The sequence below is a fragment of the Acetobacter tropicalis genome (genome assembly GCF_001580915.1).
In the GTDB taxonomy this organism is placed as follows: domain Bacteria; phylum Pseudomonadota; class Alphaproteobacteria; order Acetobacterales; family Acetobacteraceae; genus Acetobacter; species Acetobacter tropicalis.
Genome location: NZ_LHZQ01000220.1, coordinates 24,031 through 49,831 on the forward strand (window position 1 = coordinate 24,031; position 25,801 = coordinate 49,831).

General features: G+C 55.0%; 27 protein-coding genes and 2 tRNA genes. 9 read left to right on the forward strand and 20 right to left on the reverse strand.

Annotated elements, in window-relative coordinates:
• The first annotated feature begins 39 nt into the window (after nucleotides 1-39).
• Together AD944_RS13625 and AD944_RS13630 are read left to right on the forward strand one after the other, a co-directional pair.
• The gene (locus AD944_RS13625; protein WP_045541914.1) at nucleotides 40-615 is read left to right on the forward strand and encodes a DedA family protein; all 576 of its coding nucleotides are present in this window, start codon (nucleotides 40-42) and stop codon (nucleotides 613-615) included.
• A complete protein-coding gene (locus AD944_RS13630; RefSeq protein ID WP_045541913.1) occupies nucleotides 612-1,709 on the forward strand; it encodes an ATP-grasp domain-containing protein in 1,098 nt (365 codons plus the stop codon). Before AD944_RS13625 ends, AD944_RS13630 begins: the two co-directional genes overlap by 4 nt.
• 335 nt (nucleotides 1,710-2,044) lie before the next feature.
• On the opposite strand, the gene AD944_RS13635 is transcribed toward AD944_RS13630, so the two are convergent.
• Complete coding sequence (locus AD944_RS13635) at nucleotides 2,045-3,580, reverse strand: amino acid permease (protein WP_045541992.1); 1,536 nt, start codon at nucleotides 3,578-3,580, stop codon at nucleotides 2,045-2,047.
• A 105-nt stretch (nucleotides 3,581-3,685) separates the two neighbouring features.
• Nucleotides 3,686-4,534, reverse strand: coding sequence for an undecaprenyl-diphosphate phosphatase (locus AD944_RS13640; protein WP_035381791.1), 849 nt, complete (start codon nucleotides 4,532-4,534; stop codon nucleotides 3,686-3,688).
• Nucleotides 4,535-4,650: 116 nt separating this feature from the next.
• Between AD944_RS13640 and AD944_RS13645 the strand changes: the two genes are divergently transcribed.
• Together AD944_RS13645 and AD944_RS13650 are read left to right on the forward strand one after the other, a co-directional pair.
• Complete coding sequence (locus AD944_RS13645; RefSeq protein ID WP_045541912.1) at nucleotides 4,651-5,109, forward strand: MlaD family protein; 459 nt, start codon at nucleotides 4,651-4,653, stop codon at nucleotides 5,107-5,109.
• Nucleotides 5,110-5,218: 109 nt separating this feature from the next.
• A tRNA-Met gene (locus AD944_RS13650) sits at nucleotides 5,219-5,293 on the forward strand.
• Nucleotides 5,294-5,517: 224 nt separating this feature from the next.
• Here AD944_RS13650 and AD944_RS13655 read toward each other — a convergent pair.
• Complete coding sequence (locus AD944_RS13655; protein WP_035381787.1) at nucleotides 5,518-5,970, reverse strand: DUF4167 domain-containing protein; 453 nt, start codon at nucleotides 5,968-5,970, stop codon at nucleotides 5,518-5,520.
• A 251-nt stretch (nucleotides 5,971-6,221) separates the two neighbouring features.
• The gene (prmC, locus tag AD944_RS13660) at nucleotides 6,222-7,109 is read right to left on the reverse strand and encodes a peptide chain release factor N(5)-glutamine methyltransferase (protein WP_045541911.1); all 888 of its coding nucleotides are present in this window, start codon (nucleotides 7,107-7,109) and stop codon (nucleotides 6,222-6,224) included.
• Nucleotides 7,110-7,229: 120 nt separating this feature from the next.
• Here prmC and AD944_RS13665 point away from each other — a divergent pair, with 120 nt between their 5' ends.
• Nucleotides 7,230-7,619 (forward strand): hypothetical protein, encoded by a 390-nt coding sequence (locus AD944_RS13665; protein ID WP_231873756.1) that lies wholly within the window; start codon nucleotides 7,230-7,232, stop codon nucleotides 7,617-7,619.
• Nucleotides 7,620-7,671: 52 nt separating this feature from the next.
• On the opposite strand, the gene prfA is transcribed toward AD944_RS13665, so the two are convergent.
• The 6 genes from prfA to AD944_RS13695 all read right to left on the reverse strand — a co-directional run bounded on the left by prfA (nucleotide 7,672) and on the right by AD944_RS13695 (nucleotide 15,125).
• Nucleotides 7,672-8,730 carry a peptide chain release factor 1 gene (gene prfA / locus AD944_RS13670; protein ID WP_045541909.1) on the reverse strand — a complete coding sequence of 353 codons (1,059 nt, stop codon included), beginning with the start codon at nucleotides 8,728-8,730 and terminating at the stop codon, nucleotides 7,672-7,674.
• A complete protein-coding gene (gene hisS, locus AD944_RS13675) occupies nucleotides 8,727-9,998 on the reverse strand; it encodes a histidine--tRNA ligase (RefSeq protein ID WP_045541991.1) in 1,272 nt (423 codons plus the stop codon). Before hisS ends, prfA begins: the two co-directional genes overlap by 4 nt.
• A 128-nt stretch (nucleotides 9,999-10,126) precedes the next feature.
• Entirely contained in the window at nucleotides 10,127-11,287 is a 1,161-nt protein-coding gene (ispG, locus tag AD944_RS13680; RefSeq protein ID WP_006557628.1) for a flavodoxin-dependent (E)-4-hydroxy-3-methylbut-2-enyl-diphosphate synthase, read from the reverse strand.
• A gap of 131 nt (nucleotides 11,288-11,418) precedes the next feature.
• Complete coding sequence (locus AD944_RS13685) at nucleotides 11,419-12,801, reverse strand: helix-turn-helix domain-containing protein (protein ID WP_045541990.1); 1,383 nt, start codon at nucleotides 12,799-12,801, stop codon at nucleotides 11,419-11,421.
• A complete protein-coding gene (locus tag AD944_RS13690) occupies nucleotides 12,794-13,879 on the reverse strand; it encodes an NAD(P)H-dependent flavin oxidoreductase (protein ID WP_061474871.1) in 1,086 nt (361 codons plus the stop codon). Before AD944_RS13690 ends, AD944_RS13685 begins: the two co-directional genes overlap by 8 nt.
• Nucleotides 13,872-15,125 carry an aspartate kinase gene (locus AD944_RS13695; RefSeq protein WP_006557631.1) on the reverse strand — a complete coding sequence of 418 codons (1,254 nt, stop codon included), beginning with the start codon at nucleotides 15,123-15,125 and terminating at the stop codon, nucleotides 13,872-13,874. The genes AD944_RS13690 and AD944_RS13695 overlap by 8 nt, the downstream gene beginning before the upstream one ends.
• Before the next feature lie 174 nt (nucleotides 15,126-15,299).
• Here AD944_RS13695 and ubiG point away from each other — a divergent pair, with 174 nt between their 5' ends.
• On the forward strand, nucleotides 15,300-16,040 hold the full coding sequence (ubiG, locus tag AD944_RS13705) for a bifunctional 2-polyprenyl-6-hydroxyphenol methylase/3-demethylubiquinol 3-O-methyltransferase UbiG (protein WP_045541908.1): 741 nt from the start codon (nucleotides 15,300-15,302) through the stop codon (nucleotides 16,038-16,040).
• A gap of 11 nt (nucleotides 16,041-16,051) precedes the next feature.
• Here the strand turns inward: ubiG and AD944_RS13710 are convergent, their stop codons facing one another.
• The 5 genes from AD944_RS13710 to AD944_RS13730 all read right to left on the reverse strand — a co-directional run bounded on the left by AD944_RS13710 (nucleotide 16,052) and on the right by AD944_RS13730 (nucleotide 19,607).
• Nucleotides 16,052-17,311, reverse strand: a complete 1,260-nt coding sequence (locus AD944_RS13710; protein WP_006557635.1) for a lactonase family protein — start codon at nucleotides 17,309-17,311, stop codon at nucleotides 16,052-16,054.
• 30 nt (nucleotides 17,312-17,341) lie between these two features.
• A complete protein-coding gene (locus AD944_RS13715) occupies nucleotides 17,342-17,833 on the reverse strand; it encodes a DUF2147 domain-containing protein (protein ID WP_035381775.1) in 492 nt (163 codons plus the stop codon).
• Between the two features lie 106 nt (nucleotides 17,834-17,939).
• Complete coding sequence (locus tag AD944_RS13720; RefSeq protein ID WP_045541907.1) at nucleotides 17,940-18,404, reverse strand: DUF1178 family protein; 465 nt, start codon at nucleotides 18,402-18,404, stop codon at nucleotides 17,940-17,942.
• Nucleotides 18,405-18,443: 39 nt separating this feature from the next.
• Nucleotides 18,444-18,704, reverse strand: a complete 261-nt coding sequence (grxC, locus tag AD944_RS13725; RefSeq protein WP_045541906.1) for a glutaredoxin 3 — start codon at nucleotides 18,702-18,704, stop codon at nucleotides 18,444-18,446.
• 87 nt (nucleotides 18,705-18,791) lie between these two features.
• A complete protein-coding gene (locus AD944_RS13730) occupies nucleotides 18,792-19,607 on the reverse strand; it encodes a double zinc ribbon domain-containing protein (protein WP_236709171.1) in 816 nt (271 codons plus the stop codon).
• Between the two features lie 47 nt (nucleotides 19,608-19,654).
• On the opposite strand from AD944_RS13730, the gene AD944_RS13735 reads away from it, so the two are divergent.
• On the forward strand, nucleotides 19,655-20,536 hold the full coding sequence (locus tag AD944_RS13735) for a methyltransferase domain-containing protein (protein WP_045541904.1): 882 nt from the start codon (nucleotides 19,655-19,657) through the stop codon (nucleotides 20,534-20,536).
• A gap of 4 nt (nucleotides 20,537-20,540) precedes the next feature.
• Here AD944_RS13735 and moaA read toward each other — a convergent pair whose 3' ends face one another.
• The 3 genes from moaA to AD944_RS13750 all read right to left on the reverse strand — a co-directional run bounded on the left by moaA (nucleotide 20,541) and on the right by AD944_RS13750 (nucleotide 23,397).
• Entirely contained in the window at nucleotides 20,541-21,557 is a 1,017-nt protein-coding gene (gene moaA, locus AD944_RS13740; RefSeq protein ID WP_045541903.1) for a GTP 3',8-cyclase MoaA, read from the reverse strand.
• A gap of 563 nt (nucleotides 21,558-22,120) precedes the next feature.
• Nucleotides 22,121-23,005, reverse strand: a complete 885-nt coding sequence (gene galU, locus AD944_RS13745; RefSeq protein ID WP_035381766.1) for a UTP--glucose-1-phosphate uridylyltransferase GalU — start codon at nucleotides 23,003-23,005, stop codon at nucleotides 22,121-22,123.
• 305 nt (nucleotides 23,006-23,310) lie between these two features.
• Nucleotides 23,311-23,397, reverse strand: a tRNA-Leu gene (locus tag AD944_RS13750).
• Between the two features lie 74 nt (nucleotides 23,398-23,471).
• On the opposite strand from AD944_RS13750, the gene lipB reads away from it, so the two are divergent.
• The gene (lipB, locus tag AD944_RS13755) at nucleotides 23,472-24,161 is read left to right on the forward strand and encodes a lipoyl(octanoyl) transferase LipB (RefSeq protein ID WP_045541902.1); all 690 of its coding nucleotides are present in this window, start codon (nucleotides 23,472-23,474) and stop codon (nucleotides 24,159-24,161) included.
• Here lipB and AD944_RS13760 read toward each other — a convergent pair.
• Nucleotides 24,139-24,732, reverse strand: coding sequence for a LolA family protein (locus tag AD944_RS13760; protein WP_236709170.1), 594 nt, complete (start codon nucleotides 24,730-24,732; stop codon nucleotides 24,139-24,141). The two genes, lipB and AD944_RS13760, sit on opposite strands and share 23 nt — an antisense overlap.
• On the reverse strand, nucleotides 24,729-25,067 hold the full coding sequence (locus AD944_RS13765; protein WP_045541901.1) for a BolA family protein: 339 nt from the start codon (nucleotides 25,065-25,067) through the stop codon (nucleotides 24,729-24,731). Before AD944_RS13765 ends, AD944_RS13760 begins: the two co-directional genes overlap by 4 nt.
• A gap of 44 nt (nucleotides 25,068-25,111) precedes the next feature.
• On the opposite strand from AD944_RS13765, the gene AD944_RS13770 reads away from it, so the two are divergent.
• The gene (locus AD944_RS13770) at nucleotides 25,112-25,723 is read left to right on the forward strand and encodes a J domain-containing protein (protein ID WP_081473519.1); all 612 of its coding nucleotides are present in this window, start codon (nucleotides 25,112-25,114) and stop codon (nucleotides 25,721-25,723) included.
• Nucleotides 25,724-25,801 lie beyond the last annotated feature (78 nt).

A 25,801-nucleotide genomic window follows, 5' to 3' on the forward strand; every position in this document is an offset into this window, starting at 1 on the left:
CAGAGCAGGTGCCTCTCTTACGTGGAATATTTTGACTGAATGCCAGACTCTCTGGAGCATTTTCTCGCAGCAACCACTGCCTATCCGGCGGTACAGGTGCTTATTGTCATCCTGGCCACCTTCATTCTGGAGGACGCGGCAACAGTACTCACCGCCATTCAGGTTAAACTGCATGCGCTCGGGCCGTTTGAAGCACTGATCGCACTTTATGTTGGCATTGTGCTGGGTGATGTCGGGCTTTACGGAATGGGGTATCTGGCCGCCCGCTGGGCTCCTGCCCGCCGCTGGATCAACACTCCCGAGCGCGATATGCAGCGCCAATGGCTGACAGAAAAACTGTTTAAGGTGGTTTTCATCAGCCGCTTTATTCCAGGCACCCGTCTGCCGCTTTATACAGCCTGCGGGTTCTTCAACGCTGGATTGCGCACCTTCACATTGGCTACACTCGCCGCCACGTTAATCTGGACATCTGCGCTATTTGCGCTATCGCTCCGCATTGGTGGCTTTCTTCTGGCTCACCTTGGGGCTTGGCGCTGGGCTGGCATTCTCGGCTTTGTGCTGGTTATCATTATTATGGGTCGCATTGCCGCCCGCATGCAGAAACAGGGAAAATGACCAAGCTGCCCTCTTCAGTCCGAGATTATTCTGCTGTGCCATCTGAAAATGGCTCTCCACTTTCCAGTTTTGAATTCTGGCCGGGCTGGATTTTTTATACGCCCATCGTGATCTACTGGATCCTGCTGGGGCTCCGTTACCGGGACTTCAGCACACCAACCGCAGCGAACCCCCGTATTGAAACGGGCGGTCTGTGCGGAGAAAGCAAAAGCGGCATCCTGGATATGGCTGGAACCACAGCCTCCCGCTGGATTGCCCCTTACACCACCCTGTTCACCAGCTCTGACGATATGCGCCGTGCACAGGAAGCCATGACCCAGAAAGGCCTAAGCCTGCCCATCGTTGTAAAGCCTGATATCGGCTGCAATGGTACTGGTGTAAAACTGGCACGGACAAATCAAGAACTGGATGCGGCTTTGGCAGCTTTCCCGCGGGGCATAAAACTGGTCATACAGCGCCTTATTCCTTATCGGCATGAAGCTGGCCTGTTCTATATCCGCCACCCTGATAGCGCTCATGGCACGCTCTCATCCCTGACGTATAAGGATATTCCTGCGCTGGCAGGAAACGGGCATGATACCGTGCGGGAACTGTTAAAGCAGGACCCGCGCACCCGCCTTCTGCTTCATATCTACACCCCACGCCTGCAAAACCGTCTGAACGATGTTCTGGAGGAAGGGGAAACTATTGATCTCGTTTTCACGGGTAATCACTGCAAAGGGGCCATTTTCCGTAACGGAGCCGAGGATATTACTCCTGCCCTTACAGCACGCCTGGATGAAATCATGCAGGACGTCCCTGATTTTCATTTCGGTCGAGTGGATGTGAAATTCGAGTCTGTCGAGGCTCTTCGAGCCGGTGAAAAATTTGAGATCATTGAAATCAATGGCGTAGGGTCTGAGGCTATCCATATATGGGACTCACGCACCACCCTGCGCGAAGCCTATGCAGCCCAGTTCCACCATTATGGGGAAACATTCCGGATAGGGGCCAAAAAGAAAAAGGCAGGCTGGAAATCCAGCGGCCTTTGGCACGGCGTACGCCTGTGGCGCAGACAAAAGCGCCTGTTAGCCTCTTACCCCATGAATGACTAAAACCTTCAGGGCGGGGATAGCCAGGACCTTCTCGCCCACAACGCTTACCACAAGTAATAAGAAACAGCTCAAAAACTCAGTAAGGCCGCCACGCGGTATTTTTACACCAGTGCGAGTGGCTTTTTTAATTATTCTCTTCAAAAGCCAACAGATCAAATTCTGATTGTACGCTCTTCACACTCGGATGCATCATCTTTTTACGCGAATGACACTTTTAGCTGTTGGAAATGTCTTCTTGTATCATCGCAGTGAACCGCTCTCTCAGCGCTAAAATGCTTGGCAGATCCCATCCTTCAGACTACCGACATTTTTTCTGCTTTTGTTGCTTTACGGTTCTATTCCGAAACAGAGACATCCTTGCCCAACCGTGAGTGGCTTCGACCATAAAAATGGTAGCTGGCCCACCCGCACAGAATATAAACCACCAGCAGGACAGCCGGCACTGGGTCGCCGGAAAACACGGCCATAATGATATCAATGAAGAGCGGGGCGGCCATAATCAGGCAGAACAGAATACCCAACAAGGGCACATAGCCAAGCCAGATTCCCTTTATTCGAAAACCACCACCGGGCACGCTGAAAGACCGTGGAAAATCTGGGGCAGTATTCCGTATCCAGATCACGGTAAAGCACACAATGCCGAATGCCGTAGCCGTGCCAAGACTGACAAGATCACCAATAATATCAATCGGCAATGTCGCCGTGGCCACAGCCACCAAAAGACCAAGCACGATGGTGCCGATCCAAGGTGTTTTATAACGTGGATGCAATGTGCTGAAGACAGGCATCAGCAGGCCATCTTCCGCCATGGCGAAAAAGATACGGCTTTGGGCATAAAGTAGCCCGAACAGAACCGAGCACAGGCCAACCACCGCCCCTATTTTCACAAAAACGGCCAGCCAGGGCTGATGCATGGCATTCACCGCTATTGCCAATGGATCAGCTACATCCAGCGTCTTCCATGGCACCACCCCAATCAGGACGGCCGCCACAACAATATAAACCGCCGTGCAGATCAACAGGGACAGGATAATCCCTACCGGGATATCCCTGCGCGGATTACGGGCCTCCGATGAGGCCGTAGAAACAGCTTCAAAACCAACATACGCAAAGAAAATAATGGATGCCGCCCGGAAAATTCCCGGCAATCCGTAGCGGAAGCCCCCTTCATGCGGCGGGATAAAGGGCGTCCAGTAAGAGGGATGGATCTGCCATACGCCAAGCCCCACAAAAACGGCCAGAACGCCGACTTTCAGGAAAACAATGGCCGTGTTGATCCGCAGAGATTCCTTTACTCCCAGAATCAGCAAGCCTGTCACAACCAGAATGGAGGCAGCGCCGACCGCATCCAGTCGACCTGCCACGGAAACATGACGTTGTGTTCCATCCAGCGCGACCTGCATGGTTGTGGTGCTTAAGGCCGAGGGAACATGAATCCCGAAATCCTGTAGGAAACTTACCGCGTAGCCGGAAAATCCGGCAGCCACGCCCGCGCAGGAAATGCCGTATTCCAGCAGAAGTAACCATCCCACACCCCATGCCCACGCTTCCCCCATGGAAACATAGGCATAAGTGTAGGCAGAACCAGAAACCGGCATAGCTGAGGCCAGTTCGCCATATGCCAGCGCCGTAAACAGGCAGGCCAATCCGGCGACAACAAAAGAAAGAAGAATAGAGGGGCCAGCGTAATTGGCAGCGGCGGTGCCGGTCATGACATAAATGCCAGCACCAATAGTGGAGCCTACACCCAACATGGTGAGTTGAAGCGGGCCTAATGTGCGGGTTAACCGCTGAGCGCCATTTTCCTGCTCGATTCTCTCAAGTGATTTACGGCGAGACCGCCCCGTATCCGGGCAGGATGAAAACCCCATGAGAGCCTGTATAACCTCCACCACGCGCCGGCACATTTCGTTACGAATCCGGCTCTAATACATCAATAGAAGGCGGCGTGCCTCCTCGGCAAGCCACTCTTTGTTTCAGGCACTGAAATGGAAAATCAGCGTCGCAATAAGTCCTGCTCCCATACAGTAATAAGCGAAGGGAGAGAGCGCCCATCTATCATGGTCACGGAAATAACGCATCAGGAAAGCCGTGCTGGCCAAAGCAGTTACTCCGGAAATCACGGCAGCTATCAGTGCTACGTGCATCTGCCCAGGCTCCAGAACCATATGCCGCATTTTAAAGGCTTCTCGCGCCGTAGCCGCAATAATCACGGGCTCAGCCATCAGAAAAGAAAAGCGAGCCGCCGTGTCATGCCGCAACCCCCGGATCAAACCGCCACAAATGGTCGCGCCAGACCGGGAAAAACCCGGCAAAAAGGCTATGCACTGAAACACACCTATCACCAGAGCATCACGCATGGTCATGTCCGCTACAGTGCGCACACCGTATCGACCACCCAAGCCCCGCAGCTTTTCTGCTAAAAGCAACATAACGCCATTCAGAAACAGAAAAATGGCGGCTGAAGGAGCAGAGCCGAATAAACTCCGCAGCAAATGCTCGAACAATCCACCGATGATAACCGCAGGGATAGTCGCCACAACCAGCAGGAAGAGGATATGCATGCTCTCCATCTGGATCCTGCTTCCCAGCAGACCTGCGGACCCTTTGAACAAAGCGGACCAGTCTTTCCAGAAAAAAATCAGCAACGCCACAGACGTGCCGAGATGCAGCATCACCAGAAAAGGTAAAAATGCTTCGTCATGCAGATTGTAAGACCAGTGCAGGAGCGCGGGCAAAATGACCGCATGCCCCAGACTGCTGACCGGAAAAAGTTCCGTCGCCCCTTGCAGGACGGCTATGATAATAGCCTGAATGAAAGACATTGATACACAACCCAGTTCTGGCCACACAAGCTTGTCCTTGCACCAAGTCCCCGCCTGCTGCAAGCATTCATAACCAATGGGCTCTGGCCTTGCCTCATGATGGAGAAAACAGATCAATGATTGGGAGAGGCCGTACCGGCGCCACACTTTTCAGCAGCGCCGTTCTGGCTGGCACGCTGGCATTTGCTCTGTATGCTCGTGCCACCCAGACCGCTCCCGGACAGGAGCGGTATGACCTCTCAGCCCGTTTTGTGTCCGCCAATGGCCTTGCACGCGGCGCGGACGTAGCGTTGGCGGGAGTACCCGTTGGCCGGGTTTCCTCCGTTACACTCGACCCTACCTCCCAAATGGCCATTGTGAAATTCAGGATGAACACCGAACTCAAGATCCCTGACGACAGCACGCTGACAATTGGCAGCAGCACGCTTTCTTCCGATAATGCCCTGATCATTGAGCCAGGCCATTCCCGCGCCATGGCAGCCCCCGGCACGTTGCTGACCCATACACTTGAGCCTTCCAGCCTTGAGCAACAGGTGAGCAATTACATTTTTGGCGGTGGCAATCTGGATCAATGAAGGCCGTTGCCTACGCGCACATTGGCGGCTGAGATTTTTTGTAACAAAAACAGCAAGAACGCCTTGACGACCCCACCCCACCAAGGGTAGATCACCTCCACCGAACGATGGCGGCGTAGCTCAGTGGTAGAGCAGGGGAATCATAATCCCTTGGTCGGCGGTTCAAATCCGTCCGCCGCTACCATCTTTCCTAAAAAGCCATAACTATTAAATAGCTAATAGCTGTTTTTAGTTTTTGGGAAATCAGGCTTCCTTTAAAAATTCCAGCTGATTTAACAGCTTGCTGTGTCTTATCCGCAGAGACGCTCAAGCCTCATACGGCTTCATCCATCATCACATAAAGAAACGCCGTACGCGTGCACCCTTCACATAGGCACACGCCACACAGCGCTTACTTAAAATATTGAATCAGCCTTCAGATAATTCGGGCTGAGGCTGAATGTCCGGCTGAGGTTCTTCCCCCCGCACCGGAGCATCGCCTTCTTCTCCACGAGAAACATCCCCACCATCTTCGGAACCGCTTGAGGTATTACGCTGGCGAGACGCCTGACGCTCTGCTCGCTCCTGCTGGCTCTGCTGGGCAGCCTGAGCCATGGCGTTCATAATGCGGAAATAATGTTCGGCGTGCTGAAAATACGCTTCAGCCGCAACACGATCGCCCGCACCTGTCGCATCCCGACCATGCTGAAGATATTTTTCAAAAAGCTGCTGTGCCGTCCCACGTACACGAACATCTGGGCCATGACTATCGAACACGTGGTTCCGGTTCATCGGAATCTGACCATTCAGATGCCGGGAAGAACCACCACTCCCGCTACCACTAGAGCGATGATTTCTGGTTCGCATCCGTTTTACATTCATGAGCTATCGCAGCACTTTCACGTTCATGGCATTCTGCATGAAGAAACAGTCGAACTTTTCAAGACGTGCTTCCTGACTGAAGGCCGAATTGTGTGTCGGAACGGGCTTCTTTTCAGCAGAGGAAAACCATTGCTGAGATAAAGGCCCTCATTGCTTTATTCATATGGCGGAAAAAATAAATGATAATCGCCACATTTCTGAATAAGCAGTTATGATCTTAGCAATCCACCAAGCTAAAGCCAACCTATTTTTTATGTGATTGCATCAGTCCTGACCCGTAAAACTGCGGCCCTTGGCACCCCACCCAGATCCGGCCTGATTTCAACAATCTCCAGCCCGTGTTCCGCAGCAACATGCCGTAGATCCCGCGACTGATGAATCCCGATCTCGAAAATGGCCACCCCTTGTGGGGAGAGGAGATCAGGTAGCCGCCCACAAAGGAAACGATACGCCTCCATACCATCTTCCCCTCCGTCCAGCGCGGTGAGCGGTTCATGCAGTCGGACTTCGGGCATCAGCTCAGCAAGATCAGATGTTGGAATGTAGGGCGGATTGCTCAGTAGCACATCAAAACGCTGGCCTTTCAACGCATCATCCCATCTACCAGCAAGAAAAAAGGCGCGCTGTGCCATCCCGCATCGTTTGGCGTTGTGTGCAGCCAGAATCGCGGCCTCGGGGTTGATATCCACGCCAATGCCCCACGCCTTCTGATATTCCGCCAAAGCCGCAAGTAAAAGGCAACCTGTTCCCGTTCCCATATCCAGCACAGACAAGGCTGCCTGCACGTCAGGACAGTAATCAAGGAGACAGGCGAGAACGGTCTCACTATCACCACGCGGGATCAATGTTGCCGGAGAAACAGCGAGATCAAGCGTCCAAAACCCTTTGCTGCGGGTTATGAACGCCATGGGTTCATGCGCAGCCCTACGGGCCAGATAAGACAGAAAGGGTTCTGCAGGCACATCATCTCTGGGGGATGCAGCCAACATTTGCTCCGGGCTTTTGCCCAGCGCATACGCCAGAAGAAGCCGGGCCTCCCGCCGAGGATTTTCAATGGCAGACGCTGCCAGCACCTGCGCACCATGAGCAAGCAACTGACCCAGCGGCTGGCTGGCTGCATGTTTTTCTGCTCTACTCATAAGGAACCCTTTATCAGAGCGGTACTGTTTGAAATGACATTTTCATCCTGCACCGGACGCGTCCTGCGGGTGCTCTTACCCTTCTGCGCTGCCATTGTCTCCCTTACGGCCGGTGCATCAATGGCACATGCAGGCGAATTTACGGTGACTGACGAGAAAGCGGATGCAGAAATCTCCGAGATTTCCCGTCTTTATCTTGATGGAAAGCTGGCTGCCATTTTCAAACTGGATGACAAAAATCGCGGGAAGACCGTGCGCATCCCGACCCCGATTGGCCGGATTGACCACACTTATACCCTCTGCGGCGAAATCACCATTCGCACACCAGAAGGACGGGTGGAAACGCACGAAGTCAGCAATGATGGCACGCTTCACAATCCGGATGGCCATCACCTTTATGCGCTGGGCTCCAACAACTTTACCGAATTCTTCCTGATGGACCCCGATGATGACTCCATTGCGGAGCATCACCCTACCCATTCCAATGTTTGCTCCATGCCGGTCAGTTAGCCGTTCGGGTCAACATCTCGGCAGAACTTGGAACACTCGGCCAAGGCCGAACTCAGAACCCTTCTGCTGCCAGAAGTTCGGCCTGCTCTTCCTGTGTCAGGGCATCCACAAAATCATCAATTTCGCCGAGCATGATGCGATCAATCTTGTAGAGCGTCAGATTGACCCGATGATCTGTCACGCGGCCCTGCGGAAAATTATACGTCCGGATACGCTCTGAACGGTCGCCCGTCCCCACCTGAGATTTCCGGTTCGCTGCGCGGGATGCGTGGGCTTCTGCCCGTTCCCGCTCATACAGCCGCGCCCGCAAAATCTTCATGGCTTTTGCGCGGTTCTTATGCTGGCTTTTTTCTTCCTGCATGGCCACCACTATGCCGGTGGGCAGATGGGTAATGCGCACAGCACTTTCGGTCTTGTTCACATGCTGGCCACCAGCGCCAGACGCCCGATAGACGTCAATCCGCAAATCACCTTCATCAACCGTAACATCAACCTCTTCTGCCTCAGGCAGCACCGCCACGGTTACGGTGGAGGTATGAATCCGGCCCTGACTTTCCGTTGCAGGCACACGCTGCACACGATGAACACCAGATTCATATTTCAATCGTGCGAAAACGCCCTTCCCGCTGATTTCCGCAATCCCTTCGCGCAGACCACCAAGCTCGCTCTCATCATAATCCATGATGGAAAAACGCCAGCCCCGCAGATCCGCGTATCGACGATACAGATCAAACAGTTCTGCTGCAAAAAGAGCTGCTTCGTCTCCACCGGCGGCAGGCCGCACTTCCAGGATGGCACTTCTCTCGTCAGCAGCATCTCGCGGAAGCATGGCCAGACGCACATCCTGCCGTAGTTGCGGCAATGTTTCCTGAAGTTCGGCCAGTTCCAGCTCGGCCAGTTCTTTCATTTCCGGGTCTGCCAGCAACGCTTCCGCCTGCTGGGCAGCCTGCTCAGCCGAGCGCAGCGCGGTGATGCGCGCTACCAGTGGCTCAATTTCTCCATATTCACGGGATGCCTGCGTGAAAGCCTCGCCGCTTATGCCACTGGCCAGCTGGGCTTCCAGTTCAAGCGCCCGGCTGACAATCCTGTCCAGCCGTTCATCCAAAGTCATTGCGCCGTTGATCCACCCACGCCTGCAAACACTGCCTTTGCGTCAGAAAGAAGTCGATCACGAGAGACCTCTTCCTCCTGCCCGGTCTCCATGGCTTTGACCCTGAAGGCCCCTTTGGCCAACTCATCCTCGCCCAGGAAAATCACGTGGCTGGCATTCTGCTTACCTGCCCGCTCCATACGTTTACGCAAGGAGCCACGATACCCGATTTCCACCCGCACTCCCTGCCGACGCAGCCCCTGCAATATCTGGAAGAGTGCTTTTTCATCGGGCGAACCAACCGGCACGATCACAACCGAGCGCGGCGCAGCCGGAGACGCATCCAGCAACATGGAAAGACGCTCCACACCAGCAGCCCAACCAATGGAAGGCACTTCCGGCCCACCCATCTGCTGAACCAGGCCGTCATAACGGCCGCCTGCCATCACCGTGCCCTGAGAGCCCAGCTTGCTGGTCACAAACTCGAAGGTGGTGTGATTATAATAATCCAGCCCACGCACAATGCTTGTGTTGACCTTGTACTCAATTCCGAAGCCATCAAGCGTGCGGCGCAGATCATCCCAGAATGTGCGGGCTTCCGGCGTCAGAAACTCTTCCATCATGGGGGCATCTGCCACCAGAGACCGATCACCCGCGTCCTTGCTGTCCAGAATCCGCAGCGGATTTTTCTCCAGCCTGATGCGGCTTTCTTCCGAAAGGCGATCCTTATAGCCGGCGAAGTAAGACACCAGCGCAGCACGCCACGCATCCCGGCTGGCCGTATCGCCCAGCGTATTCAGCTCCAAGGTCACGTGTTCCGCCACACCCAGCGCCGTAAGCACCTGATACCCCAACGCTATTGCCTCAGCATCAGCAAGAGGTTCTGCCGCACCCATCAGTTCCGCACCAATCTGATGGAACTGACGATAACGCCCTTTCTGTGGCCGCTCATGCCGGAACATGGGGCCTGCATAGAAAACCTTCTGCGGCAGGGATTGCGTAAGCCCATTTGTCACCAAAGCGCGGCAGATGGCAGCCGTGCCTTCCGGGCGCAGGGTCAGGCTTTCGCCATCACGGTCACTAAAAGAATACATTTCCTTGGAGACAACATCTGACGTATCACCCAGCGAGCGCGAAAATACTTTCGTGTCCTCGAAAATCGGGGTGGACCATTCATCAAACCCGTATAGCCCCGCAATATGGCGCGCTGTTGAGACAACATGCGTGTAACGCCGCTGCTCCTCGCCAATAAGGTCGTGCGTTCCTCTTACGGGTTGAATGGTGCTCACAGATCTTTTCCCGATCACAGCGCCCGCCACCGGCTATTACGCAGCGGGCTGTCTCTTCAAATTTTACGATAAAAAACCAAGGCGCATGGTCTGATTGCCCGGAATCAGACCATGCTGGGCCTCAGCTTTTATTTAGCGGAAGACATTTCCGGCAGTTCTTCCGTCTTGCCTTCAGCCTTTTCCTTGGCTTCTTCGGCCTGAATGGCTGCCACACGGGCTTCCACCAGTTCCACCACATGCTCAATCATGTCGCCAGCCGGAATGGTATGGTCCTGCTTGCCAGCAGAATAAACCATATGACGGCCTGAACCACCGCCCGTTACACCCAGATCCGTCATCAGGGCTTCACCCGGTCCGTTCACGACGCACCCGATAATGGAAAGCGTCAGCGGAGTTTTGATATGGGCCAGACGGTCTTCGAGCGTCTGAACCGTTTCCACCACATTGAATCCCTGACGGGCACAGGACGGGCAGGAAATAATCTTTACGCCACGGTGACGCAGGCCAAGGGATTTAAGAATATCCCACCCGACCAACACTTCTTCTTCCGGCGCGGCAGAGAGCGAAACGCGCATGGTATCACCCACACCGGCCCACAGCAGATTGCCCAGACCAATGGAAGATTTGACAGTGCCGGCACGTTTGCTGCCAGCTTCCGTGATACCGATATGCAGCGGGTAGTCACATGCATCAGCCAACTGCTGGTAGGCAGCCACCGCCATGAAGACATCAGATGCCTTCACGCTGATCTTGAATTCACGGAAATCGTGATCTTCCAGAATCTTGGCATGTTCCAGAGCGCTTTCTACCAGTGCTTCCGGGTTAGGCTCGCCGTATTTTTCCAGCAGATGCTTTTCCAGAGACCCGGCATTCACACCAATACGGATGGAACAGCCGTAATCCTTGGCGGCATTGACAACTTCTTTCACACGTTCGGCGTTGCCAATATTACCGGGGTTGATACGCAGGCAGGCTGCGCCAGCCTTGGCGGCTTCAATGGCGCGCTTGTAGTGAAAGTGAATGTCCGCCACGATGGGCACGTTCACTTCCCGCACAATTTCTTCAAGCGCCTTGGTGCTTTCTTCGTCCGGGCAGGACACGCGGACAATATCCACACCAGCCAGTTCTGCACGGCGGATCTGTTCGATCGTGGCCTGTGCATCACTGGTCAGGGTGTTGGTCATGGTCTGGACAGAAATCGGCGCATCCCCACCGACGGCTACCTTGCCGACATGGATCTTCCGTGATTTCCGACGCTCGATATACTGGTAAGGCCGGTAGCCACTCATCTTACATCCTTTTGTCGAGACGACAGTTGATCAGGCAAACCGTGTTGTGGTGCACGATCACCCATTACGTTTGATGCCTTCCTGCCAAAATCAATGCGCGTTGGCTACATGAAAGCGCGTAAAAGAGGCATTCAATGTCCGCCCAATCCCTGTAACTGACGGGCATTCAGGTCATCCGCGCTGGTTTCAGGAGGGGGGCTGCTCTTACGCCGCGGCATGGAATGCACTGGCATGGCTGGCGCATTCTCCTGCACGACACCGTCCTGATCCGGCTGGGCGGATGAAGAAGCGGCCTTTCCGCCTACCTGCAATGTGGAGGATGGCACATCTTCCGACTGCGAGCCATTATTCTGTTGTTGCGGCTTTGAAGAACTCTGCGGTGAAGCAAGCCCGACAGCAGGAAGCGACGGAGCGGCTGGTACGGATGATGATGCCGAGGGGGATGTAACCACACTCGATACCGGCGCCCCCGCAAGGCTCCCGTCCCGCACAGCGTCAACCGTCAACGGCAGCTTCCGCCGCACCGCGCCATTACGACCAAGATGAGGCGTTGTCACACTTCCGGCAGCAACCATAACGCCGCCAGCATTACCAACTGTCAGACTATAGGGGCCGTTTTCTGGTGGTACATCCCACTGGTCACCTGGCTGCATGATGTGGTCATACACCACTTTTCCGGCACCATCCTTCACTTGCACCCAACTCGCGGCATCCGCCTTCAAGACAAGTTGGTTTGCGTCTGCTCCAGTAGACTCGCTCCCTTCGGCACTGTCCGAAGACGGTGCCGGTGTATTCGCCGCAGGAGAAGAAACACCTTCTGTCCCGCCAGCCAAACCGGAAGCCTGTTCTGTCGCTCCCTGCGCTGATGGGGCCAACGGATCATTCAAAGCTATGGCAGGAGCTGAATGCTCTGCGCCCCCTAAAGGCGCGCCCGATACCGGGACTGACGCAGGCTGCGGTGGAGGAGAAGCGCCCGGATCAGGCAAGATGGACGCCACCTGCGGGGAAGGAGCATTGGCCGTTTTCTCGCCCGGAATAATCTCCGCCACGGGCGGCACATGCTCAGGCACCGGAGGGGCATGGCCTACGAATTGGTACCAGCCCACATAGGCCCCCACCAGCACCAGCAACCCGAGAGAAACTGTAACCCCCGGCGGAATCCGCCGATCAGGCGGTGGTGCCGGAAAAGTCAGTTCGGGCTTGCGGTTTCGAACCTTCCCTTCCCGCTTGTAGCGCTGCACCACATCTTCAGCGTCAAACCCCAAGGCCTGCGCGTACGTGCGCAAGAAGCCCAAGGCGTAGGCCTCTGCCGGAAAAACCCCGGCACGCCCACTTTCCAAGGCCTCAAGATAAGCTTCCCGAATACGCAACCAGTCGGCTATCTGCGGTAATGTCCAGCCAAGCTGCTCCCGCCGCATACGCAACGCGCTTCCCACACCAACACTCGCCACATCTGGCAGGACGGGGGAAGCGGCAGGTTTTTCCTGCTCGGGAACAGAACGGGTATCAGCCATCAGCATCCATACGTCGCTGCTGGCGCACCAGTGCCAGCACAGCTTGATCAACAAGGTCCGCAATAATGTCAGCCACAGGCTGAACGGCCTTCACCATTCCGACAGACTGCCCGGCCATGACAGATCCGTTTTCAACATCTCCCTCTATTACAGCCCGACGCAGGGCGCCAGCCCAGAAATGTTCGATCTCAAGCTGGGCTTCCTCACGCGAGATCGCGCCACTCTGAAAGCGACTGATCACATCCGCCTGATGCGCCACGAAACGGCTGCTTCCTTCATTGGCCAGTCCCCGCACCGGAATAACGGGAAAACGTTCGTCAAGCTGAACGGAAGTTATGGCATCCCGCGCATTAGCCCGCACAAACGCTTTTTTGAACTTTTCATGGGCAATACTTTCCGCCGCAGCGGCAAAACGGGTGCCTAACTGGCCGCCGGAAGCCCCCAGTTCCAGATAGGAAACCAGCGCGTCCCCACGCCCCAGCCCGCCAGCCACAAATACCGGCACCTGATCGATGTGGGGCAGAATTTCCTGAGCGAGCACCGTCAGAGAAACGGGGCCGACATGACCGCCAGCTTCCGCCCCTTCAATCACCAGCGCATCTACACCCATTTTGATCAGCCGTTTAGCCAGCACCAGAGCAGGCGCAAAGGCCACCACCTTAGCACCGCCATCCTTGGCGGCCTTGATGGCCGCCCCCGGTGGAATGCCACCAGCCAGCACAATATGGCCAACGCCTGCCTGCAAACACACATCCACCAACTCGGAAAGCTGGGGGTGCATGGTGATCAGGTTCACGCCGAATGGCTTGTCCGTCAGCGCACGGGTAGCCGCTATTTCTTCCGCCAGACGGTCCGGTTCCATGGCGCCACAGGCAATCACCCCAAACCCACCAGCGTTGGAAATGGCGGAAACCAGATGACGCTCACTAACCCAGGACATCGCCCCGCCAAGAATGGCATACTGGGTCCCCAGAAAATCTGCACCACGTTGGCATAGGTGCTGAAGGCGCTTGCGCGCCCGTTCTTTCTCGGACTCGGTCGGCAATGCCGTCAGATCGCGTTCCATCAGGTCAGACATTATCCAGCCCATACGCTGTATGCAGGGCACGCACTGCCAGTTCCGCGTATTCAGCAGCTACCAGAACAGAAACCTTGATTTCGCTGGTCGAGATCACCTGAATATTGATCGAGCGTTCAGAAAGTGTGCGGAACATGGTGCTGGCCACGCCGGCGTGCGAGCGCATGCCTGTGCCCACCACGCTGATTTTCACCACATCATCATCCGTTACCAGTTCTTCGTACTGAACAGCGTCCCGCACGGATTCCAGTGTGCTGATAGCGCGCGGCAGGTCTGTCTTGCTGGTTGTGAACGTCATGTTCGTTGTGCCGTCAGCACCCGTGCTCTGCACGATCATATCCACATTGACGTTGGCTTCACTCAACGGGCCGAAAATTGCAGCGGCAATCCCCGGACGATCAGGAATCCGCCTTACAGACAGCTTGGCCTCATCACGGGAATACGCGATGCCAGTCACCAGTTTCTTTTCCACTATTTCGTCCTCATCCACCACCAGGGAGCCGGGAAGCTTACCTTCAACCAGGGCTGGCCCATCTACAAAGCTTGAAAGAACCTGCACGCGCACGCCCTGCCGCATGGCCAGACCGACGCTCCGTGTCTGAAGAACCTTCGCACCGACAGATGCCAGTTCGAGCATTTCCTCATAGGTAATTTTTTCAAGCTTGCGTGCTTTTGACACAATGCGCGGATCTGTCGTGTAGATCCCGTCCACATCGGTATAGATATCACACCTGTCTGCCTTGATGGCTGCGGCCAACGCAACGGCCGAGGTATCAGACCCCCCACGGCCCAGCGTGGTCACACGCCCGTCCGGCCCCACGCCCTGAAAGCCAGCCACCACAGGCACAACACCTTCCGCCATGCATCCCAGCAGATGGGCGCCGTCAATTGTGTCCAGGCTGGCCTTGCCATGTGCCGAATCGGTCCGGATAGGAACCTGCCATCCGGCCCAGGAACGTGCGGGCACACCAAGTTTCTGCAGGGCAATGGCCAGAAGGCCACTGGTCACCTGCTCACCGGTCGCCACAATGGAATCATATTCCCGCGCGTCATGCAGGTCAGAAAGCGCATCGCAATAACCGACCAGCTTGTTGGTTTCCCCCGCCATGGCGGAGACAACAACCAGCACATCACAACCGGCGTCTTTCTGTTTCTTGACACGCTCGGCCACGGCCTTAATGCGCTCAATATCCCCCACGGACGTTCCGCCAAACTTCATGACGATCCGAGGCACGGAACCGGGCATAATTTTTTCTCCACCAGACAGGCCGTAAACAGACCGTTCTTTTCACCTTCCACGCGCACTGCTGGCATGAAAGACGCAAAAGGACGGTTGCGAAGCTTCACAAGGCGCGTCACATACCCTTCCCGGCCCCCTCTCGTCCAGCGGGGGAGATCAGCAGGAAAGGAATTTTGTTCCATGCATCCCTCCAGCCGCGACGCTGCATCCTCCGTTTCCCCCGAAGAAATTGCCCGCTTTGGCGCTCTGGCGGATAAATGGTGGGACCCCTCCGGCCCCATGCGCCCCCTGCATGCCATGAATGAACTGCGCATAAGCTGGGCCTGCCGCCACTTTCCCCTGCGTGGGCGCTCCAGCCGCCGCGTACGCGTGCTTGATATCGGCTGCGGCGCGGGTTTGGCGAGTGAGGCTCTGGCTAGGGCGGGGCATGATGTTCTGGGCCTTGACGCCTCTCCAAACGGTATTGCCGCCGCACGGACGCATCTTGAAAATCACCCGCTTCCCGATGGCTCCGGCCCGCTGACTTATCGTGTTGGCAGCGCAGAAGAACTGGTGGCGGAAAACGCCAGATTTGATGCCGTAGTCGCCTTAGAAATTATAGAGCATGTAACTGATCCTGAAAGATTTATGCACATGCTGGCTGATCTGGCGGAACCGGGTGGCATTGTGATTGTATCCACCATGAACCGCACCCTGAAATCTCTGGCCATTGGCAAAATTGGGGCGGAATATCTGCTCCGCCTCCTGCCGGTTGGTACGCATGAATGGCGGAAATTTATTACCCCTGCCGAACTGGGCCGGTATGGCCGCTCAGCAGGTCTGAGCATTCAGGCTATTGCGGGCATGGTGCCCAGCCTGACCGGCTGGAAGGAAAGCCGCAACCTTGATGTAAATTACATTGCGGCTTTCAGAAAAAGCTGATTCCGGCGCGCTCAGGAAGCCGGAACGCGCAAAAATTCAAAACATGTGGGGCTGCCAATTGGCGTAAAGTCCCATGTGAAACTGATCTTTCCCGTCGTTTTATCAACCCGGAAAGATGTGATAGAATCACTCCTCTGGTTTGCAACGTACAAATAGCTGCCTGACGGATCAAACATGAGCGACCGCCCATAATCCGCATGGGTCCAGATCTCATCCACCAATGTCAGGCCCCCATCCTTGGCAACCTGAAACACAGCCAGCGAATCCCCCAGCCTGTTGGATACGTAGAGAAAATGTTCATCAGGAGAGAGCAGAATGCCTGCGGCCAACGTGCTGCCACGGAAATGCGCTGTCACGCTACTGACAGTCTGCTGCGGCGCTATCTTGCCTGTCTGCGGGTCAAAATCCGCGACCACAACCTTGGAGTCCTGCTCACATAGCAGATAGAGCTTATGTCCATCCGACCCAAACTCAAAATGTCTGGGTGCAGAACCCGGCGTCATGGTTGTAAAGGGCACAGCGGCAGGAGTGAGCTTGCCGGTATCCAGATTGATGGTCCACACGTAAACACGGTCCAGCCCGGCATCCATCACCAGAACATATTTGCCTGTGGGATCAGCCTTCACCATGTGCGGATGGGCTGATGAATGATCGCTGATGGCAAAATTGCCCGGCGGGTTATCCGCCGCCCGATCTGGCATGCGGGGCCCGGTATTGTGCAGCAGTTCGGTCATACGGCCCAGAGAGCCATCGGCCAGAACATGCAGAACCCCGACCGTTCCCCCGGTATAATTAGCGACCATGACATACCTGCCAGACGGGTGGACGCTCAGATGCGCCGGGTCCGCGCCGCCGGAGGCAACAGTATTCAGCTTTGTCAGGGCACCTGTTGCATGATCAATTGAGAACGCCGTTACAGAGCCACTATGCGCCGTATCAAAATCATTGATCTCACTGACGGCATACAGAAAACGTTTATCGGGTGAGAGCGCAATATAGGACGGACTGGCAATGTCCGTAAATGTCATCAGGTTTGTCAGAACGCCCGTCTTCGGATCCATTTCAAAGACGGTAATCCCTTCCCCATTTCCTCCCGGCGGCCCGTGCTGGGTATATCCCCCCACATAACAATATGTGCGCTCCCGTGATTCCGGATCAGCCGGATCTGGAGCCTTGGCCGTATCGTCCTGAGCGTAGGCTGGAAGCGCTACCGTCACGGCTCCGGCCATGCCAGCAAGCCCGAACAGACGACGGGAAAGAGAATGAGTCATAAACAAGAGCCTTGTTGTTCTTTTCAATTTTTAATGCGGCATTTTACACACCGGGCCGATGGTTCCCTGATAACGGGTCCATGTCTGGGTTTCGCCAAAAAGCGGCAACCCGATATATCCCCGCAGTTTTAGAACATCTTTTCTGGGAGACCATATCTGCGCCTGATAAACGCTTCCGGTGTCAGGGTCTAGAATCTTGCCGTTCCAACGCCCGCCTTCATCAGAAGATGCCCGGAAATCGGTAAGCATCAGAAGATTGCACTCCGAATTCCCCTTTTTGTCACGCGGAACATCCGTGCCCTCATATTGCAGCCCAACAAGGTGACCACATACCGTATCCCCGCACGTTCCTATCTTGAACACGCCATCATGGCCCTGGCTAAGCCAATACCCCTCAAATGGGTTAGCTGGAGAGCTTTCCGCTTTGGCGGCGTCTGGCGCGATCAGGAACGCACACATCAGAACTGGGTAAAGGAATGCTGCAAGCCATCTGTTCTTTCTGCTCACCTTGTCCCTCTCCATATTCCTGCAACCAACCTGTCTGGCTGCGTCTTTGCCTTGGCACCTTAAGCTTCAACAATCAGGTAGGCAGGTGTAGTCACCCCGCCGTTTTAGCACTTTTCAACAGTCAGCTATCTGTGCGCCGAACCCACGGAATAGCCACAACATCTACGCCTTCTTCACGCAGCATTTCATGGTCACGTTCTGTCGCGTTTCCATAAATGCCCCGTTCAGGGGCCTCACCGTGGTGAATCCTTACAGCTTCTTCCGCAAAGCGGTCACCCATGTTCTCGCAGTTCTGCTCTACCGCCTGCCGTATTTTCTGAAAGGCGATCAGAACCTTATCGGGCATTCCTCTGCCTGCAGGGCCCTGCACCGCAGGCTCAGATACAGGCTTCTCTGGCTTATCGGAACGCCTGTTCAGCCCACCTTTAGCTATAGCTGGCGCCATCAAGGCCTGCTGAACATCTGATGTTCCGCATTCAGGGCAGCTTAAAAAGCCTTCCTTCTGCAAGTGTGCAAAGGTCGCGCTATCGCGGTACCAGCCCTCAAACGCATGGCTGTTGACGCACTGCAAGCGGTAACAGATCATTGTCCTTCTCTTTCAGGCGGCAGCAGAACCTCCTTGCTTTTAGGCAAGTCCGAGTGCTGCATCCAGTTTTCTCTGCCGTTCCAGCGCCATCAGGTCATCACATCCACCCAGCGCTTTCTCTCCTACAAACACCTGAGGCACTGTGGTGCTGCCGCCTGAGCGGTCATAAGCCTGCTGGCGTTCCGGCGTTCCGCGCGGAGCATTGATTTCCTGAAACGCAACATTCTTGCTGCGCAGCAACTGCACAGCCCTTACGCAATAAGGACATCCGGGCTGGGTATAAATTTCAATGGCTGGCATAGGGGTGTCCCACTCTATTTTGTGTTTCATTCATTAAAGACGCTTTTGCGCCATGTGATGCCCGCCATATACGGCACCACACCTGTTTCATGTCGTTTCCAATATCGGAAAGTCCAGATCAATCTCTTTTTGCGATGGCACTTCAGCCGCCACCAGTACCGAGACCGAACGGGCACCTGCCTGCAGCAAGGCGTTGGTACAGGCCGTTGCCGTTGCGCCAGATGTCAGCACATCATCCACCAACACAACCTCCTTACCTGAAATCAGTTCCGCATACGGTGCCCTGACCACAATAGCGCGTGCCATTTCCTCCTGCCGTTCCCGGCGGGAAAAACGCGCAAGACGTGAGGTGGCGCGTGTACGGGCCAAACCATCTGGCCGACAGGGGACACCGGCAAGCCTCGCCACTTCCCATGCCAGAAGAGCAGCCTGATTATAACGCCGCTTCAAAAGACGCATCCTGTGAACAGGCACAGGCACCACAAGGCAATCTGGCGTAAAAAGAGCCTGCCCTGCCTGCCACATCCGTTTCCCCAGAAAACGGGCATTTTCCTGCCTATCCGCATATTTCAACTGTAAAATCAGATCTCTGGCACCCTTGTCATACAAAAAGGCTGCACGTGCATGATCCCACACCGGAGGGTGGCGCTCACATTTGGCGCACCATCTTTCTGCATTCAAATACGCTTCTGATGCCTGAGGTGCGCCGCATTTGACGCAGAAAGGCTGCGTAATCGGTGTGAGACGCCCAAAACAGACAGAACAGACGCCGCCCGCCACGTCTGTTTCCACGCCACATAACTGGCAGGATGGCGGAAAGAGCATATCAAGTGTTCCATGGCCCAGCCAATGCGCCGCCATCCTGAACATCAGCCGCGTTCTTCCGCCTCCCTCAGATGTCATGCGTCCCCTCTTGGCAAACGCCAAAGACTAGCGCAGACCATAAAGCCATGGAGGCTCCTATCATTTTTGACCGCCCAGCCGTGCGTCTGCACAAGACACGTGCTGCACGTTTACAACAGGCCGTCACACCCATTCTCACCGCTGCTGCGGATATTCTGCTGGAACGTCTGGATGATGTCACGCGCCCCCTTCATTCGGCTCTGGATTTAGGAGGACGCGGGATTATCGCGCCACGCCTCTTGAAACGCGGAATGGACGTTGTCTGTTGTGAGTCCACACCTCCTCCCACCTTATCCGAAAGCGCACCAACTGTGTGCGTTGATGAAGAGTGGCTGCCTTTCGCGCCTCACAGTTTTGATCTGGTTGTTGCCAACCTGTCCCTTCATTGGATCAATGATCTTCCGGGCACGCTGACCCAGCTCCGCCTGACCCTCAAGCCAGACGGACTGTTTCTGGCCAGTGTTCCCATTCTGCCAACGTTACGGCCGCTCAAACAGGCGCTGGAAATGGCGGAACTCGCTTTGAGTGATGGTGTTTCCCCCCGCGTTTCTCCTCTTCCCACACAGCAGAGTTGCGCCCACTTGCTTCAACGGACAGGTTTTGCCCTCCCTGTAGTGGATACGGAAAAACTGGATCTTCGATACCGCTCATTGACCGGCCTCATACGGGATTTGCGCGCTGCCGGAGAAACCAATGCATTAAAACTGCGCAGCCACATCATTCCACCGCGCATGCTGTTTCCTGCCGCAGCAGCAGAACTCGCCGCACTGGAGGATCAGGAGGGGACTTTTGCCATGCCGTTGCACATGGCCATTCTTACGGCATGGAGCCCTTCCCCCTCACAACCCAAACCTCTCCAGCCGGGACAATTCACGCACTCTCTTGAAGAAGCGCTGAAAAACCCAGTTCCGCCGAATACACCTTCCTGAGGCTTTATCCGCCAGTCACACTCATATGGCGGGCTGGTCCCTGAACATCTCCGGGCTTAACCCCCAGCATGAAATTATGACCTCGTGGCTTGAGGGCAATGGCTGTTTGAATACCAGCCAACAGCGCTGCATCATCCCCACCGGAACGCATGATTTCGCGCAGGTCAATCCCGTCTTCCTGCCCCAGGCACGTGTAAAGCCGCCCGGTACAGGACACTCTTACCCGGTTACAACTATCACAGAAATTATGGCTCATAGGGGTAATGAACCCAATGCGTCTTCCGGTTTCAGCAACCCGCATATATCGGGCAGGCCCGCCCGTTCTGTCTCCCAAAGGTTCCAGCGTCCAACGGCGTGCCAACTGTTTTTTTACCGTGGAGAGCGGAAGGTATGTGGCCGTACGGTCTTCCCCTGTCTCGCCCATCGGCATGGTTTCAATCAGACAGAAATCCGCCCCGATGTCTCCACACCATGCCAGCATGTCATCAAATTCATCATCATTCACACCTGCCATGGCAACGGTGTTAATTCGCACAGCCAAGCCTGCCGCCCGTGCTGCACGGATGCCCTCCAGTGTGGCAGCAAGCTTTCCTCGTCGCGTTATCTGCGTAAAACGTGCCTCATCCAACGTATCCAGACTAACGTTCACGCGACGCACACCGGCTTTGAACAATGTTTCCGCATAAAGGGCCAACCTGCTGCCGTTAGTCGTCAACGTCAGTTCCTCAAGCCCCCCGTCCTGTTCAGGATGATGAAGCCAGTGACCAAGATGCTCGAGAAAGACGCCGATATCCTTGCGAACAAGCGGCTCCCCGCCAGTAAGACGCAATCTTTTAACGCCATGCTCCACAAACACGCGGCACAGACGAAAAAGTTCTTCGAAATCAAGAACATCAGCGCGCGGCAAAAACGTCATGCTTTCGGCCATGCAGTAAACACACCGCATGTCACACCGATCTGTCACCGACATTCGAAGATAGGAAATACGGCGGCCAGCAGGATCAATTAAAGAGGACAACATAGGTCCACTATATAGCAAAACACCATCACGTTGTCGAAATCCAAATGCGGGCCGCGCCTATCGGGCACGAGAGCTTCTTCAGCCAAAGAAACAATGTGTAGAAAAGAAAAAAGAGCATAACCTACGCCACAAACCAACCCTGGCTCGTCTTCGCTCATTATCAGAAACGAAGAGCCAAACAGAAACAGTGACTAATGGCTTGTAGGATGGTCTGGAAAATCAGGCTCTATAGCGCAAGTTGCGCGTGTCAGATTTTTTCGGCGACTCTTCTAAAGTAAGAGCCGTCTTCAATGTATGAAGAAAAATAAAGAATTCGGGGACGGAAGGCAACCTATACGCCCCCTTCCCAACTCTGAGGCCCCTTATCCTGCATTGTTTCAAACGCAGATGAAGGAAGACACTCATTATATCCTATTGCTACCGTATTCCCCCGCCTGACTGGAGACATTGCAAAAGTTAGCCCTTTCGCAAAAAACATCCTCAGCCGTCAGCGTTGACCTACACCCAGCACGAATATCGTACTCGTGCTGGATGCCGGGTTCAACACCATGCGAAAAAAGCGCTCACAGGGTTTGGGTATAATTTTTCAGGAAGTCTTTTACATCATCAGCCAAATCAGGGCGTTCGAGGGAGAATGCAATCTGCGCTTCCAAGAAGCCGATCTTATTGCCGCAATCAAAACGACGGCCTTCATACCGCAGACCATGGAACGGAACTTCGCCAATGGTTTTTGCCATGGCGTCTGTCAATTGCACTTCACCGCCTGCACCTTTTTCCAGCTTGGAAAGATAAGGCATGATTTCAGGGGTAAGAATATAGCGTCCAATAATGGACAGGTTGGACGGTGCCTCTTCAGGTTTCGGCTTTTCAACCAGACCTTTCACCTCGACCAGACGCCCATCATCCTTACCGGTGTCCAGAATACCATAGCGGTTGGTGTGTTCACGCGGCACTTCGGTAACGGCAACAACGCTACCACCCGTCTGGTAATAGGCATCAGCAAGCTGCTTCAGGCAGGACGTTTTTGCCTGCACAATGTCATCGGGTAGCAGAATGGCGAACGGATCATCCCCAATAAAGCTGCGTGCACACCAGATGGCATGCCCCAAACCCAGCGGTTCCTGCTGACGCACCGCCACCAGAGATCCTGCTTCAATGGAACTCGGCTTCAGGGCTTCCAGCGCCTCTACCTTGTTACGCTCACGCAGTGTTGCTTCCAGTTCGTAAGCAATATCGAAATAATCGATCAGGGAATCCTTTCCACGGCCTGTAATCAGGCAGAATTCCTCAATCCCTGCTTCACGCGCTTCATCAATCGCATATTGAATGAGAGGCCGGTCAACAACTGTCAGCATTTCCTTGGGCATGGCTTTGGTTGCCGGCAGGAAGCGTGTACCCAGTCCTGCAACAGGCAGAACTGCTTTACGTAAAGGCTTGGGCTTGGACACGAATACGACACCTTGAATTAAAGTTCAGTTGCAACAAATGCGCCACGGTATCGCTACTATCGGGGGCCTGCTTCGTCAAATCAGCCCAGATAGCGCCACACCTGCTCTTGTAGAGAGCGAACTCTCCGATAAGGTAACGCATTTGCGATAACAAAGATTACCGGGATTTTAAACAAACAAAGAAAGGCCTGACTATGGCATTTGGGCCATTTTCAGACTGAAATAATATTTTTATGCTAAAAATTCATGATTCCGAGAAAAATCAGCTTTTATGTTTTGCTGAATTTTTCCGGAAATCAGAGAATTGGTGCGGCCGAGAAGACTCGAACTTCCACGGGGTATTCCCCCACAAGCACCTCAAGCTTGCGCGTCTACCATTCCGCCACGGCCGCCCCGTGACAACCAGTACCGAAAGAGCGATACCGTTTGGTGAGAAGCCCTATAACCGAACCAACATCAGGCGGCAATGACCAACAAACACTTTTTATGGGAAATCAGCAAAAACCCGGTCCCTTACCCTTATGCTCTCTCCCGCATGCAGGATATTGCCCAGAAAATCCGCTCCCAGCAGGCAGAGGAACGCGTCTGGCTGCTTGAGCATCCCCCTCTTTATACAGCCGGCACCTCCGCCAAACCGGCAGATCTCTTCAACCCCCACCATTACCCTACCTATGATGCCGGACGCGGCGGCCAATGGACCTATCACGGCCCCGGTCAACGAATCGCCTATGTCATGATGGATCTGCAAAAATCCCACGGGCAGGTCCCGGCGCGCGATTTACGGGCCTATGTGCATGCTTTGGAAAATTGGATCATCCGCACATTGGCAGAATTCGGCTTGAAAGGAGAATGTCGGGATGGACGTGTCGGTGTGTGGGTCATTGATCCGCAAAGCGGTCAGGAAGAAAAAATTGCCGCAATTGGGGTGCGCGTTTCACGCTGGGTCAGTTGGCATGGCATAGCCATCAATCTTCACCCCGACATGGCGGATTTTGACGGCATCGTGCCCTGCGGCATTCGGGAATTTGGGGTCACCAGTTTTCAGAAACTTGGCCTGCCGGTGACCTTTGCCCAACTAGACGCCGCCTTAGCCAAAAACTGGACGGCGGTGTTTGGTGAGTCCCCTTCAGCGCTTACGCCTCTTCAAGACGAATAAACAAAGTACGGCGCCGCTCATCAACAAGCCGGATCTCATACAAAGCGAGCCTTGCGCCATCATCCCGGAAAATCAGGGTAACGAGGCCCTGAGACGGGTTTTCCGTGCGCGCAAGTGACACCTGAAGAATTCCGGCAGGCTTCTGAATGTTTGTCACCGTCACAGCCCCTGTGAGCGACAAAGGATTGCCCATCAGAAGCCCCAGCGGGTTGTGGGCCAGCCCCATACGGGTTTCTGAGCCTGTCTGACTGTCTTTAAATACGGCGTGAGAGCCAGATGCCTCCAGATCCATGGGATGAGGCGCTGTGTAAATCAGGTGGAGATACCCTGCATGATATGTCAGCACGCCTCCGCCTGTCGTACCATTGGGCCATGTCTGGCTAAAGGGCACATTCTGCAATTTCACAGCGCGAAGATAGGATTCAACCCTGTGAACATCATCCTGCCCGGCGGGAGCACCCACGCGGCCTGTGGCACACGCTGCCAGCGCCAGCGGCCCGAACAGAGCGATGCGGCGGGAAACGCCATAGCGCATGGGGCGACTGGCAGAACCGTCAAACAGAATGGTCATGAAAGAGCTGCATCCTCTTCTGGTGTCCGTAATGTCAGGGCCAGAGCGTGCAGACCGCTGCCAAATTCATAACCAAGCGCGTCATGCACCATGCGTGACCGATTCACGCGGCTCACCCCTTCAAACAGCTGACTGACCAGCAGAACGCGAAAATGCGTTTCCGTCGCACCGGCTTCTGGTCCTCTTGTCATGGCCACATGATGAGCATGACGGCTGCTTTCATCCAGAATTTCGAGCTTTTGTGGCGCAAATGCGGCGGTCAGTGCCTCTCGCACACGGCAGGCCCGTGCGCCACTCGCCTCAGATGTCGATGCAGAATTGCGACGCGAAGCCATATGTTCCCCCTTGCACAGAACAGTTCATGACGCACATAACCCTGATGATGAAGCGAAGGAATACCCGTCATCGGGCGTTCGATCCGGATCCGGACGCCCCGCAGCGCTGCTGTGACATGCCCGATTGTGACAAACCCGCCGGTTATCGCGCCCCTCGTTCGCGTGAGACGCTCAACCAGTATTACTGGTTCTGCCTCGAGCATGTGAGGGAGTATAACGCCCGGTGGGACTATTACAAAGGCATGTCACCCGGCCAGATCGAAGCGCATCTGCGTGCCGATATCGCATGGGATCGGCCATCGTGGGCGTTTGGGCAGAGTTCAGCCCGCCCCCGCAGCCAGAATTTCAATGAAGAAGAGATCCTCGATCCGCTGGATATTCTTGGTCAGAATCGTCGCGCCCGCGCAGAACGTCGCCGTCAGGCGGCCAGACCGCATATCCCCGACGCCCTGCGTGAACCACTGGCAACGTTGGGTCTGGACTGGCCTGTCACGATGGATGAAGCCAAGGCCCGTTACCGCTCGCTGGCCCGCAAGCACCATCCAGACACAAACAATGGAGATCGTGAGGCGGAAGAACGCCTCAAGGTTATCAACGTTGCCTTTACGATCGTGAGATCACATCTTGCAGGAGAGGGTCTCGAAAAAGCTGGCTGATCGTGCAATCCTGCATCCCCTTCTCTGCCCACCGGGCTCTGTGCATCTGGCCGCATGACCGGAAAGCCCACTTAAAAA